Raw genomic sequence first — 13,641 nt, forward strand, 5'->3', positions numbered from 1 at the left:
AGGATGAATTTTCTAATATTTCTATAAAAAGTTGCAATAAAAGTCTTGTCTGTAAATTCTGTAAATTCACGGCATGTTTTTTATCCAATCAACATAAAACAAGACTAAATTTATAGCCTTGTTTATGCTGCTATTTTACCGACATCCGATGACTAATTACTCTGATCCTCACGACTTTTTTTACCAAGAAGTCCTACTGCTCCAATAATAGTTAATGCTGCAACAGTAAAGAATGCTTCTGGTTTATCTTTGTCTCCAGTTTGAGGTAGTCTATTTTCCACTTTGGAAACAGAAGGTTGAGAGATAGTTTGATTAACTGCCGAAGAAGGTTCTTCATTATCAAAGTGGCATCGAGGTTTAGAACGTTTCTCTTCTTCGATAACAGTAGCTTTATTCAATCCAGATATACCAGTTTGAGTATCTTCAGTAATAGTCGTGTTACCAGAATGACCAGTCAAGCTAGGCATCGTGTCTTCTGTTATTTCAATCGGAGCATTTTGCCCACCGATTATAATGGTCTTAGTGGCTGATCTTGTATCTTCGATAATCTCTTGAACGCTATCAGTTGAGTTATGACCAGTTTCTGTAGTAATGGTCTCTTCTGTAAAATCGATAACATGGCCACTAATAACAGTATCTGATTTCGTATCTTCAGTAAGCGTAGTATTACCAGAATGACCAGCCAAGCTAGGCATCGTGTCTTCTGTTATTTCTATCGGGGAATTCTGTCCACCGATTATAATGGTCTTAGTGGCTGGTCTTGTATCTTCGATAATCTCTTGAGTGCTATCAGTTGAGTTATGACCAGTTTCAGTAGTAATGGTCTCCTCTGTAAAATCAATAACATGACCACCAATAACAATATCTGATTTCGTATCCTCCGTAAATGTTATTTGGGTGTTAGGGGCATAACGCCCATGTTCCAGTGGCAACTGATAAATGGTTTCTTCCTCAAAATCCAAGTTAGGACCATGAGCAATAATAGGAGGTAACTCTGGCAACTGAGGTGCTTGAGGCTCAATCACTTCTCCATCAAGTTCTGGTACAGGAACCATTAGTTTGCTGTAAGTCAATCTGACATCATCAAGATTCTGAGCATTAGCTGATTTATCATTAATTTTGTAAGAAATCGTATTAGAAATTATTTTTTCAACTAACAAATTGTTATTCTCTGCCGATGTTGAGCGTCTCTGTCTGCGCTTATTGAGAGCTGCTCTAAACTTGGCATTGTTAATGTTAAGTTTATAAGTCAAAGTTAACGGTGTTTCAGTTTCAAAAGCGTTTTGCAACTGCTCTTTGGAGATTGTCCAAGTAAGGCTTTCTGAAGTCGTACTAAACCAGCCAGATGACGCACGCGTATGGTTAACTTTTGTGGAACTACTTTCTTCAGCAGCTTTCCAGGAGTTCTCTTTTACGGTGACTTTATCTGAAAATTTCTCTACCATTTTTAATTCTGATAAAGCATCCTTAAATTTATCTTTATCATCAACATCTTTAAAGAAATCCCTGCCATCTGACATTTCTTTTAAATATTTATCAAACCTATCATTTCGTTCCTTTGCAGTCTTCTTAGCCTCTTCTGCTTTTTTCTCTAGGTATTTAGTATATGTCTCACTACGACTATTAGACTTAGACTCTTTTGTAACACGGTTAGGATCCGTGACATCAAAAGCATAAAAAGTGATGCCCTCATCTCTTGCCATTTTAGCTTCTGCTTGAGCAGAGAGATTATGATTGTAGTAAATATAATCACGCTTGTAAAATAAATAATCAATGACTTTATTAATCATTTGTTCTTCTAACTGATCAGCCCCCAAAGCTTTTGAGATGCTATCTGACCAATCGGCTATTCCCAAAACATCAAACCATCTGTCCTCTGTTTCAATCTTTTTCTTCAGTTTTTCTATTTTTGACTTAACTACCGATTTAACGATATTTTTTAAAGGCACCTCACTGCTTTCTCTAGTATAGTAACTTCTAAAATGATACCCTTCGCCTAATTTTTTTGAGTAATCAAATGCTTTTTCTTGTAAATCTTTTGTATTTAACTCAGATAAAGTAATATAATCTAAAGGACTATTAGTACCTAATAAGCTACTTCCTAAATTTAAGATTGACCCTCCTTGAGAGACAACCTGATCTAGTAAATCTCCGTAACGACTGATTCCCAACTTCTTCAGAAATTCTTGGATTCTTTTAGCATCTTTTACAAGATTAGCAGAGCTAGTAGTTGAGTCAACATAAAATGGCCAAGGTAACAGAGGGTTAGTACTCGTAACAGGCTCCTTTAAAATAATTTTTGACAATGCATTTTTATCTTTAGTATCGTAACTGAAAGTTGCCTCTCCCTGTGAAAAAAGTACAATGTGCTGGCGTTTTCCAGAAGCTTTTTCTTTATTAAAAATCTCTCTTGCCCTATGAATGGCTCCTTGAAGATCTACACCCCAGCCATTATAATCCTCAATTGCCTTTTTGCGAACGGCTGCTAATTTATCATCAACATTGGCTGTGGTTAACTCAATCGGATCATCAACATGACGGTAAAAGTCAACCAAGCGAACTGAGTTACGGTTGTTATAGTTTGGGGTGTCGTTAATAGGCTGAGACGTCAGTGTCGTGACTAACTTTTTGATATGCTCTTTGGCGGTGTTAAAGTCATCGTCTGACATCTTTTTAGAAGTGTCCAAAAGGACAATGACTTCAGCACCTTTGTCAATTTCTCGAGGTGTAACGGTTAGAGTGACGTCAATCTCCCCTTTGGCTACGTCAACTTTCACGTCGCGTTCAACTTTGAAAAGCTCCCTTTTTTCTGATTTATCGCGAGTAACAATCAGGTTCTTTTCATCTTTTACCACTTTACTTTCAGCAGGTTTATCCACAGAATAATGCTCCACCTCAATCATCTGAGTAGCTGTCTCTTCTTGCGCTGAACGTTCACTTCGTGGACTAGCCTGAGTATGAGAAGGATCTTCTCCTTGACTGCTAACTACTGTTTTTGAGAGTTTTTCTGAGCTTAGCTGAGAATCCTCAGATGTAGTATTAACCGACTCAGGTTGTGTGGTTGTAAGGCTTTGTGATTCTTCTGCTCTTTCAACCGTAATCGTTTCAGGAGTGACACCTGCTGTGTCAGATTGCTCGCTTGTTTCTTGCTGGGGAGTCACTTCAATAGCAGTTGGCTGAGAAACCTCGTCCCCCATAACAGTCGTTGCCGTGAACATAGTTCCAACGGAGACAAGACCGACAGATAATTTCCGTAATTTATACTTACAGTTAGCCATTTAACGATTCCCCTATCTTATTGTTTTCAAGCTCAATTATTTTACTATAAATCTAATCATAGCTCAAGGCCGTTCCTTTTAAAAAGGTCTAATTTTTTTGTGATTTTTTTATGTTTTTTTCGTGTCACATCGTAACAATAACCAAACCAATCAAAAGTGAATTCTAGGATAATGATACGTTGAAAACGCTCACTGGAACATGCTCTCATTTGAAAAAGTTTTCCTCAGGCATTTGGTGCGCCACAAAGTTATCAATGAATGATTCGTTAAGGAATTTGCGTTTTTTTCACAAAGTATTCAAAAATGGCTTGTCACTTCAATTAAAACTTGTTACAATAGACGCATGAAAAAAACAGAAATTAACCAAATTATTGCGGAGCACCGCTCTGCTCTCAATAGTATTATTGCCCTACGACGCACGATGCACACTGTTAACTTACTAGAGTCACCACTCATCAAGCAACATGGCATCACCTTAACCCAATTTGGTGTTTTGGAAATTCTCTATAATAAGGGAGACATGCGCATTCAGGACTTGATTGAAAAGATGCTGACAACTTCTGGTAATATGACCGTTGTCATTAAAAACATGATTCGTGATGGCTTGATTACCAGAGAGCCAAACCCAAATGATAAAAGAGCATGCCTCATCTCTATCACTGACAAGGGGCAAGAATTTATTGAACAAATACTACCTGACCATTACCGTAATATAGGTAACATTTTCAATGTTTTGACTGAAGAAGAGCAGGTTGTTTTGGTCTCTCTTTTAAAAAAGTTTAGAACGCTGAGCTAAATTATTGCTAATTAGTGATATAAAGAGTATACTACTCCTATAGCTTGAAAAAGCAGATTTTATCAAAGGAGTTTTCATCATGAAAAAAGTATTATTTATTGTCGGTTCGCTTCGCAAGGGATCATTCAATCACCAATTAGCAGAATTGGCTGAAAAAGCTCTTGAAGGAAAAGCTAAAGTCAGCTACCTTGATTATTCTGCCGTTCCAATCTTTAACCAAGATTTAGAAGCACCTGTATTACCAGCAGTGGCGAGCGTTCGTGAAGTAACTGAAGCTGCTGATGCTATCTGGATTTTCTCACCCGTTTACAATTTTGCCATCCCTGGTCCAGTCAAAAACTTGCTCGACTGGATCAGCCGTGCCAAAGACCTTTCTGATCCAAGCGGTCCTTCTGCCATCAACGAAAAATTAGTAACGGTTTCTTCAGTTGCTAATGGTGGTCAGGACAACCTCTTTGGCAGCTATCGAAATCTCCTTCCATTCATCCGTACAACTGTTGTTGAGCCATTTGTTCAAACACGTGTGAACGATTCTGCTTGGGGTGATGGTAAGCTTGTTCTTGAGGCTAACAAATTAGCAGAATTGCAAGCACAAGCTGAGGCCTTGCTTGCAGCGATCGGTTAATCTAGAATCTAACCTTATAAAAGTAAAAACTGAAGTCCATCTAGGCTTCAGTTTTTGTGTGATCAGCAGTTTTGAAACTCTATTTTCAAGCAAAGTCAACAATAGATAGTGAAAAAGAATGGTTAAGCCAAGACTATCGAAGAAATCTGAAATACCAAAACTAGAATCCATTGACCAAGAACAGTACAACTTCGGTTCAGAAAAGACATACTAGATGATGCTCCATTTTGAGACAATTTTTATACGTAATCAACGGTTACATGCTTTTATGGGTGAAGTTGAAGCACTCGTGAATGTTTGTCCTAACCTTGTTTCAATCGTCTATGCTATTAAAACAAAAAACACGAACGACAAGGCTGGGCTCAAGACCAATCTCACCTCTCATCGTTTGCGTCAACATCTCAGTGCAGTGGCTGGGAGTAAGACCTGTTGGCTATGCCAACTTAGTCTTACCCCTGCACAGATCATTAGGCGCTTTAGTGTCAATGAGCCACTGCTGATTGTGATTGGCAGATTTATTCGTGTTTTACACTCCAAATCTGGTGCGGGGTGGGAAAACGAACTCTTTTTTAGTTGCTCGAGTTCTTTCTCACTCCCTATCATTCGCTTTCAAAATTTTATCTATCGTTAGCGTTTAAGACGAAGCACTTTGCTCCTTAACAAAGACTAACGTTCTTTCCTTAGACAACTTTTCTCGGTAGGAAAAGCCGCCAAACTGAAGTTGCTTGATTTGCTCCAGACTGGTTACTTGATTGTCAACCAAGGCGTTGAGGCATTTTCCTCTCGCCTTTTTCGAAATGGTCGAATGCGTTTTGAGCTGACCAGCCTTATTTTCCATAAAGACTAGCTTGACCATTTTATCTTGGGCAACTTTTGAAAAGACTGTCTCAAACTCACTGGATAAGAGGGAAATGAGAAAATCATCTTCTGCAACAGCCTGATCAAAGGCCTCACGCCAATAGCTTTTCAGGCTCTGCCCATTGACCTTAAAACCCATGAGAAAATCCAAACGGTGTGGCGAAATCAAATCAAAAACATTGATGATGCCGTAGAGAGCCGAGGTGATAAAAGCGTGCCTGCTCAGATAAACTTGATCCTTGTCAGATAGGTTCTCGCGCTTTATCTGACGGTACATGAGTCCATCAAAAAGTTGCCAAGCAGGATAGGCTTGTGAGGTACCTTGAGCTAAGTCAGCCCATCGGGAGGATTCCAGACCTGCAGCTTCTGGCTTGATTTTATAGTGCTTAACTAATGCTTGCTCAGATAAGTTTGTGATGGCCTCCACAATAGGCAATGATTGTAAACTCAGTGCGGTCATGGTCTGACCAGGTAAGCGTGTATTCATTTCTTTTGCGGTCGGAAGTAAAATTTTCATAGTTTTAGTATATCATACTTTCCAGTTCAAAAGGCGAAGACCATTAACGATGACTAAAATGGTTGATCCTTCATGGAAAATGACTCCACGGGTCAAGTCAAGGATTCCAATGATATTCAAAACGATGAGGATGACCATAATACCAACTGAAAAGACAACATTTTCGACAACAATAGACTTGAGTTTGCGACTGAGTCTATAGACCTGATAGAGTTTGCTGAGATTATTTTGTACCATGACCAGATCCGCAGTTTCCATGGCAATGGCAGAGCCAGACCCCATAGCGATTCCTAAATGAGCATGAGCAAGAGCTGGCGCATCATTAATGCCATCACCGATCATAGCAACGGTCTCTGTCTGTACAGCTTTTTTGACCTGCTCTGCCTTATCAGCTGGCAGGCAAGAAGCTTTAAAGTGAGAAATAGTGGTCTCTTTCGCTATCTTCTGTGCTACGGAAGGCTGATCGCCAGTCAGCATTTGCACCTCAATGCCTTGTGCCTGAAAGGCCTTTACTGCCTCCACAGCCTCAGGCCGCAAGCGATCTTCTAAAGCTATAAAGCCAAGAACTTCCTGACTGTCTGCCCAAAATACTGTCGTTAGGTAGTTATTCGCTTGAATCAGATACCCGTTAGGATCCGATAAATGTGCTACAGCCTTGGCATTTATCAGGTAGAATTCTCCTGATTGGAGGCCTTCTCCAGCCAACTCTAGAACGGGTGTTTGAAGAGGTTTTGGCAATACATTTTGCTCTAGCAGATAGGTGCTAATGGCTTTCGAAATCGGGTGTTGCGAGTGACTGGTCATGGCTAACAAGTGAGATCTGGAGGCTTCAGAAACCTGAAACGCCACCACCTCAAACCTTCCCTCAGTCAAAGTCCCTGTCTTATCTGTGAATAACAAGCTGATGTCAGCTAGGTTTCCCATGGCCTGACCGCCCTTGACTAAGACACCGAGTTTAGCGGCACGGCTAATCGCACTAAGGGTGGCTGGAGTGACCGAGGCAACAAGAGCACAAGGGCTAGCAACGGTCAGAAGCACCATTCCACGGTAGAAAGCCTCCTGCCAACTCAAAGACTGAACCAGCATCAAGACTAAAATAAACAGTGGCACTATGAGTAAAACAGCTAAAACATACCACCCCTCAAAACAATCAATCCATCTCGCTAGCTGCGAAGGATGATCTTGAGCTTCCTGAACCAAACGGACAATATTTGAAAACACAGTCTGATCGCTAGTTTTAGAAACCTTTACACGCACAGCCTCTCCTAAGTTAACAGTCCCAGCCAATACCTCCTGTCCCTGAGCCTTTTCAATCGGAACAGCTTCACCTGTCAAAGCCATCTCGCTCACTGTCGTACGCTCCAGAGCCACCCCATCAATAGGAAATTGCGCGCCCTTGCTAACCAAAATGAGGTCTCCCACCCGAAGATGGCTGGTAGATACTGTCCGCAGACTACCATTGTCCTCAAACAACTGAGCTGTCTCAGGTACTGCCGACATGAGCTGGGTGATGGCTGAGCCAGATTTGTCAGTGACATAACGCTCCAAGACTTCTGCAGCTGAAAAGATAAAAAGTAATACTGTCGCCTCAGCTTGCTCTCCAATGAGCAAGGCTCCTAAAGCTGCCAACACCATGAGCAAATCAACATTGACCTTACGCTCCTCTAGCGAGAGTTTGACTGCCTGTCTGGTTGCAAAATAGCCCAGAAAAATGATTGCTAAGTAAAAATACCACCTGCTCAAGGTATGAAATTGACATACAAACCCACCCAACATCAGTAAGGTGCCAGCTAGTAAAAACTGGGCTTGACGGTTTGATTTAACATAAGTAATCATAAAATCCTCCTCTTTGAACAAGTCAGAAATACCAAAAAAGTGCGCACCTATGGACAGTTTTCTACTGTCTCACAGATACGCACTCATCGTACTTATACTGCTGCCTTCAGACTTGAAGGCCCGGCTGCATGGTCAGACCACCGCTTGTTCATCTTTAATTATAATCCTATTGTACTACTTTGCCCCTTCCTTTTCAATTGTTTTTACTCATCTTATAAAAGTTGCACAATTTAAGGTTTTAGTTGCTTTGGGGCAATGGCTGCGCTATAATAGGGGCAACTTATCTGTACGGGGGACAGTTCTATGATCAGTAAATACCAGATTATCGTCACAAACATCAAAGAGCAGATTAGCAGTGGCCAGCTCAAGACTAGCGACAAGTTGCCATCCATTCGTCAGCTTAGCCAACAGTTCTCCTGCAACAAAGATACTGTCCAAAAAGCCTTGGCTGAACTCCGTCATCAAAACCTCATCTACCCTATCCACAAGTCTGGCTACTACGTGCTCGAAACGCCTGATCAAACCGAACCGCTAGCCTTGCCAGAATCGGACATTGCTAATATCGCTTATGATGATTTTCGCCTTTGTCTCAACGAAACCCTAGTTGGTCGTGAAAATTACCTCTTTAATTATTACCATAAGCAAGAAGGGCTTGAAGACCTGCTCCAATCTGTCCAGAAACTCCTAGTCGCTTCCAGCGTTTACAGCAAGCAGGATCAGCTGGTGATTACGTCAGGTACCCAGCAGGCCCTCTATATCTTAAGTCAGATGATGTTTCCCTCTAGCGGTGGCACTATCCTTCTTGAAGAGCCGACTTATCCTCGTATGATTGAGTTGGTCAAAACGCTAGGTCTAGCCTACCAGACGATCCCTCGTAACTGGTCTGGTATAAACTTGACTGCGCTTGAGGCTATTTTCAAAAGCGGGAATATCACTTTCTTCTACACGATTCCAAGGCTTCACAATCCTTTGGGCATGTCCTACACAGTGGCTGAAAAGCAGGCCATTGTCGCGTTGGCTGCTAAGTATCAGGTCTATATCATCGAGGACGACTACATGGCCGACTTTGACGCCAAACGTCAAGCACCGCTTCACTATTATGACACCAATCACCGCGTTATCTACATCAAATCCTTCTCAGCCTCGATCTTTCCAGCCCTGCGCTTAGCGACTGTTGTCCTACCAAATCTTTTGCTCAAAGCTTTCTTATCCTACAAGCAGCTGATCGACTTTGACACCAACCTTATCCTGCAAAAGGCCTTATCGCTTTATATTGATAACGGTATGTTTGAGAAAAATAAGCTGGCGCTCCAAACCCATCTCAAGCACAATCAAGCTCAGAATCAGCAACTATTAAATAAAGCCAGAAATCCATTCCCCTACCAGCTGCTCAATCAGCAAGTCATCTTTCAAATCGATAAGAGCCGATTCAACAACCTACAATTGGCGAAATTGGAGCAGTTTGACCAATTAGATGCCAATTACCTGACCCAAAACGCCAAACAATATTTGCGCATAACTGGTCAGAAAGAGCTCAAAATGTTTTTAGACTTATTGTGATAGGAAAATAGGAGTGAGCTAAAATCGATTACTTTGAAATCACGATTTTAGCTCACTCCCTTTCTGTTTTACCTGCCAGAAGTTAACTCATTCCTCTTTTCTTACTTTGCCATCATACCAGCTTGGAGCTGATACATCTTGTGGTAGGTACCGTTGAGAGCAAGGAGTTCTTCGTGCGTTCCTGCTTCGATGATTTCACCCTTATCCAGCACATAGATACAATTAGCATCTTGAATGGTTGATAGGCGATGGGCGATGGCAATGGTGGTTCGTCCCTGACGCATTTTGCGGAGAGAATTCTGGATAATTTCTTCAGTTTCCGAATCGATATTGGCAGTCGCTTCATCTAAAATTAAAATTTTAGGTTCAGTTGCCATAGTCCTTGCAAACGCCAAAAGCTGACGCTGACCAGAAGAATAAGTCGTCCCGCGTTCTGTTACAGGATTGTCGTAACCTTGAGGTAAGGCAGCAATAAAGCCGTGCGCATCAACAAAGCGTGCCGCATCTTCCACTTCTTGACGGCTAATTTCCTGATACATCTGGATATTGGAAGCAATCGTCCCATGGTAAAGAAAAGGATCCTGCAAAACCAGACCCGTTTGCTGACGCAACTCTTGCTGGCTGTAATTCTTAATGTCCTGTCCATCAATCAAAATCTGTCCACGGCTATATTCATAGAAACGCATGAAGAGATTGATGATTGAAGATTTTCCAGAACCTGTCGATCCAACAAAGGCGATAGTTTCTCCTTTATTGACCTTAAAGGAAATATTTTTTAGAACATCTTTTTTGCCATCATAAGAAAAACTAACATTTTTAAACTCAACATCACCTCGCGTGATCGTAAGATTTTGATTGATCTGGCTAGGCTCGTAATCCTCACGGTCAATCATTTCAAAAACACGATTGGCTGCAATCATCGAGGTTTGCAAGGTCGCATAGTTCTGTGTCACCTCAATCAAAGGATCAAAGAGCTGCGAGACATACTGGATAAAGGCATAAATGAGTCCCGCCGAGAACGTTGATGTCTGCCAATTCAATCCAAAATACGTCAAAATGAGGGCATAGGCTAAAATCTTCAACAGCGACATGGCTGGACGCAGAAAGAATGAATTAACATTGATCGAACGATTGGCATAGACCATATGTTCACCGTTGATGTCTTCAAATTCCTGACTTAAGCGCTCCTCCTGACGAAAGGCCTGAATAATGCGCATACCTTCAATAGATTCAGATAATTTGACGTTGATTTCTGATAATTTTGAGCGAGTCATGGCGACCAATTCTTGTGAATAATAGCGGTAAAGAGCAACTGAGCCCCAGATTACCGGCAAAAAGAGCAAGACTAACAGGGTCAATTGCCAAGATAGGCTAAACATAGCCATCAAGGTCGCCACAAAGATAAACGCAGACTTCATAAAGCTAGAAAATACTGTCGCAAACATATCGGCAACAGCCTGCGTATCATTGGTCAGTCGAGAGACGATGGCCCCTGCAGGCGTTTGATCAAAATAAGCCATGCCTAGGTCTTGAATATTATCAAAAGCTGCTTGGCGCAAATCGCGGACAGTCGCATAGGCAACCTTAGCAAAGAGATACTCACTGAGGTAGGACGTCACAGCACGTACAATGACCATACCAAAATTAAGCGCCAAGACCACAAATGCAATCCGAGTTAGCCCATCTTTAATATGGTTATCAATATAGTAACGAATCAAAAGGGTATTTCCAGTTGTTACAGCTGTTGTGACAAGGACAAAGAGAAAGCCTGAAAGCATGTTCCACTTGTATTTTATCGCGTAAGTTAAGAGACGATGGAAAACACCTGATTGTTTTTTCTTAGTTGCCATCTAGTTCTCCTTCCAAATCCTGTGCCAGCTGTTGTGATTGATAATTCTCGTAGTACCAGCCTTTTTTGGCCATAAGCGTGTCGTGCGTTCCACGTTCTTTTATGGTGCCATCTTCCATAACGATAATCACATCCGCATGGACAATGGCAGATAAGCGGTGGGCTGTGATAATCGTGGTTTTGCCAGAGCGCTCCGACTTAAGATTTTCTAAGATAAAATGCTCTGTCTTTGCGTCCACAGCAGACAGGGAATCGTCCAAAATCAAGATGTCTGGTTCCATAATTAAGGCACGACTCAAGGCGAGACGCTGCTTTTGACCGCCAGAGAGGGAAACGCCCCGCTCACCAATAATGGTATCAAATTGCTCAGGCATATCCATAATATCGTCATAGACCCCACAGAGCTGGGTTGCACGCGCTACTGCCTGATCAGAAAACTTAGGATCAGCAAAGCGGACATTTTCACGAATTGTCGTTGCAAAGAGCATCTGATCCTGTGGCACGTAGCCAATCAAGCTTCGCAAGTCTTTGAGCCGATAGTCACGAATATCGTGGCCATTAATCGAGATACTCCCTTCTTGGACATCACGCTCTCTCAGTAACAGTTTGAGCAGGGTCGTCTTACCAGATCCTGTCACTCCTACAATTCCCAAAGTTTGTCCTTTTTCAAGCTCCACATGAACATCATGCAAGGTCACCCTATCGTCATAAGCAAACTGCTTAATGTGATAAGACAGGCGGCCGTTTTCAATATGCTCAATCGGCTGCGCTGTTTCCTGAATGTCACTTTCTTGCGAGAGAAGATTTTCAATTCGCTCATAAGACACGCTTCCCCGCTGAATGACGTTAAAGAGAAAGCCCATAGCCATGAGTGGCCAAACCAGCATATCCAGATAAGTAACAAAGGTAATCAGCTCTCCAATAGTCAGAGCATTTTGCGTGATTAGCACGGTTCCCACAATCAAGGTCAGCAGGTAAGACAGACCGACAAAGGTCAAAACCAGAGGACTAAACAGCGAATTATAACGCGCGGAAACCACATTTTTTTCGTAGACAGTCTGATTAGTCTGAGCAAAACTTTCTTTTTCATTCTCTTGATAGCCGAAAGACTTGGTCACTTTGATTCCTGCGACAGATTCTTGAACCTTATTGTTTAAATCTGAAAAGGCTTCTTGAGCTTCCTTAAACGTTTCATGGTTTTTTCGACCCAGTAAGCTCGTAGCCAGAGCCATAAAGGGAAGGGGTAAAATCGCAACGACTGTCAATCGCCAGTCGATCACGATAAACATCGTCAAGAGAGTTACAAGGGCTGTGATAGAAGCATCAACAGCTGACATGACACCACCGCCAGCTGTTTGGGTCACAGCATTAATATCGTTGGTCGCATGGGCCATGAGATCCCCAGTTCGGTATTTCTGATAAAAGGACGGTGACATCTTGGTAAAATGCTCAAAGAGCCTAAAACGTAAAATACGCGCCAAGTGGTTCGATGTTCCCAAGATATACTTGCGCCAAACATAGCGCAATAAATACATGATGAAGCCTGAGCCCAACAACAAAAAGATGTTGAACCAAAGCTCGTCTCTCCCTAATTCTCCACTATTGATACGGTCAACAACTGCTCCCATTACCCGCGGTGGAATGAGGTTAAAAACAGCTACCAGCGATAACGAGATAATCCCAATGAGGTAGCGTCGTCTTTCCAGTTTGAAAAACCAGCCTAATTTTTTCACTAAGTTCATCTTATCTCCCCTCCTGATGGCATATTGCCAATAATAGTAAAAAAAGCAGCTAGACTTGGAGGACTTCATCATCTGATAGCCTCCTGTCGTTAGAGCTGATTTCATTGATTAGTACAAAATATGATTATACCCTTTTTTCTGTGTTTTTTCAAAGAAAGGTCATCAAAAGATGAGACTTTTAAACGGAAACTCTTTAAAAGTCAAAAGAAGGCAGCCTTAACTCGTCTGGATGACCTTCAGTTTTAAGATACGAGAGCGTGTAAAAATGCGATAGAAAATAAGGGAATGACCGATGAGTCCAGAGACTCAAGGGAGCTCACGCATTTTACCGAGCATTTTAGCTCGAGTTCAATTACATAAGATACAAAGCCCGTTAAAAAAGCGTAGAAAAATGAAAAAATTGACAACGAGTCTGTAGACTCTAGGAAATTTTTGAATTTTATCGAGCTTTTTAGGGTGTGTTCAGTTTTAAGATACAAAGCCCGTTAAGAAAAGCGACTGAAAAAGAGGAGACTGACCTAGTGTTCACTGAACACTAGGAGAGCCACCTTTTCCCCGAGTATTTTAGCTCGAATTCAGT

At 41.7% G+C, this 13,641-nt stretch carries 9 protein-coding genes and 1 riboswitch; of the genes, 4 read left to right on the forward strand and 5 right to left on the reverse strand.

The features are described 5' to 3' along the window. Nucleotides 1-152: 152 nt before the first annotated feature. Entirely contained in the window at nt 153-3,278 is a 3,126-nt protein-coding gene (locus tag A3I5_RS0104725; protein WP_018373475.1) for a serum opacification factor, read from the reverse strand. A gap of 343 nt (nt 3,279-3,621) precedes the next feature. Here A3I5_RS0104725 and A3I5_RS0104735 point away from each other — a divergent pair, with 343 nt between their 5' ends. From A3I5_RS0104735 to A3I5_RS0104745, 3 genes are all read left to right on the forward strand, one after another. Continuing rightward, complete coding sequence (locus A3I5_RS0104735; protein ID WP_018373477.1) at nt 3,622-4,074, forward strand: MarR family winged helix-turn-helix transcriptional regulator; 453 nt, start codon at nt 3,622-3,624, stop codon at nt 4,072-4,074. 79 nt (nt 4,075-4,153) lie between these two features. Then, entirely contained in the window at nt 4,154-4,699 is a 546-nt protein-coding gene (locus tag A3I5_RS0104740) for an NADPH-dependent FMN reductase (RefSeq protein ID WP_018373478.1), read from the forward strand. A 268-nt stretch (nt 4,700-4,967) separates the two neighbouring features. Continuing rightward, entirely contained in the window at nt 4,968-5,330 is a 363-nt protein-coding gene (locus A3I5_RS0104745) for a hypothetical protein (RefSeq protein WP_145955185.1), read from the forward strand. 3 nt (nt 5,331-5,333) lie between these two features. Here A3I5_RS0104745 and yaaA read toward each other — a convergent pair whose 3' ends face one another. Together yaaA and A3I5_RS0104755 are read right to left on the reverse strand one after the other, a co-directional pair. Next, nucleotides 5,334-6,074, reverse strand: a complete 741-nt coding sequence (yaaA, locus tag A3I5_RS0104750) for a peroxide stress protein YaaA (RefSeq protein WP_026216928.1) — start codon at nt 6,072-6,074, stop codon at nt 5,334-5,336. Between the two features lie 12 nt (nt 6,075-6,086). Beyond that, complete coding sequence (locus tag A3I5_RS0104755) at nt 6,087-7,910, reverse strand: heavy metal translocating P-type ATPase (RefSeq protein ID WP_018373481.1); 1,824 nt, start codon at nt 7,908-7,910, stop codon at nt 6,087-6,089. 62 nt (nt 7,911-7,972) lie between these two features. Further along, a riboswitch (NiCo riboswitch) is annotated at nt 7,973-8,072 on the reverse strand. 141 nt (nt 8,073-8,213) lie between these two features. Between A3I5_RS0104755 and A3I5_RS0104760 the strand changes: the two genes are divergently transcribed. Beyond that, nucleotides 8,214-9,470: an aminotransferase-like domain-containing protein gene (locus A3I5_RS0104760; RefSeq protein ID WP_018373482.1), complete on the forward strand. Its 1,257-nt coding sequence runs from the start codon at nt 8,214-8,216 to the stop codon at nt 9,468-9,470. A 101-nt stretch (nt 9,471-9,571) separates the two neighbouring features. On the opposite strand, the gene A3I5_RS0104765 is transcribed toward A3I5_RS0104760, so the two are convergent. Together A3I5_RS0104765 and A3I5_RS0104770 are read right to left on the reverse strand one after the other, a co-directional pair. Further along, on the reverse strand, nt 9,572-11,320 hold the full coding sequence (locus A3I5_RS0104765; RefSeq protein ID WP_018373483.1) for an ABC transporter ATP-binding protein: 1,749 nt from the start codon (nt 11,318-11,320) through the stop codon (nt 9,572-9,574). Then, complete coding sequence (locus A3I5_RS0104770; protein WP_018373484.1) at nt 11,310-13,061, reverse strand: ABC transporter ATP-binding protein; 1,752 nt, start codon at nt 13,059-13,061, stop codon at nt 11,310-11,312. Before A3I5_RS0104770 ends, A3I5_RS0104765 begins: the two co-directional genes overlap by 11 nt. Nucleotides 13,062-13,641: the final 580 nt, after the last annotated feature.

This window comes from Streptococcus merionis DSM 19192 (genome assembly GCF_000380085.1).
Classification (GTDB): Bacteria; Bacillota; Bacilli; order Lactobacillales; family Streptococcaceae; genus Streptococcus; species Streptococcus merionis.

Coding starts and splice junctions, on each gene's coding strand:
- A3I5_RS0104755 (WP_018373481.1), bottom strand. CDS start 7,910: ATGATTACTTATGTTAAATCAAACCGTCAAGCCCAGTTTTTACTAGCT.
- A3I5_RS0104735 (WP_018373477.1), top strand. CDS start 3,622: ATGAAAAAAACAGAAATTAACCAAATTATTGCGGAGCACCGCTCTGCT.
- A3I5_RS0104760 (WP_018373482.1), top strand. CDS start 8,214: ATGATCAGTAAATACCAGATTATCGTCACAAACATCAAAGAGCAGATT.
- yaaA (WP_026216928.1), bottom strand. CDS start 6,074: ATGAAAATTTTACTTCCGACCGCAAAAGAAATGAATACACGCTTACCT.
- A3I5_RS0104725 (WP_018373475.1), bottom strand. CDS start 3,278: ATGGCTAACTGTAAGTATAAATTACGGAAATTATCTGTCGGTCTTGTC.
- A3I5_RS0104745 (WP_145955185.1), top strand. CDS start 4,968: ATGGGTGAAGTTGAAGCACTCGTGAATGTTTGTCCTAACCTTGTTTCA.
- A3I5_RS0104740 (WP_018373478.1), top strand. CDS start 4,154: ATGAAAAAAGTATTATTTATTGTCGGTTCGCTTCGCAAGGGATCATTC.
- A3I5_RS0104770 (WP_018373484.1), bottom strand. CDS start 13,061: ATGAACTTAGTGAAAAAATTAGGCTGGTTTTTCAAACTGGAAAGACGA.
- A3I5_RS0104765 (WP_018373483.1), bottom strand. CDS start 11,320: ATGGCAACTAAGAAAAAACAATCAGGTGTTTTCCATCGTCTCTTAACT.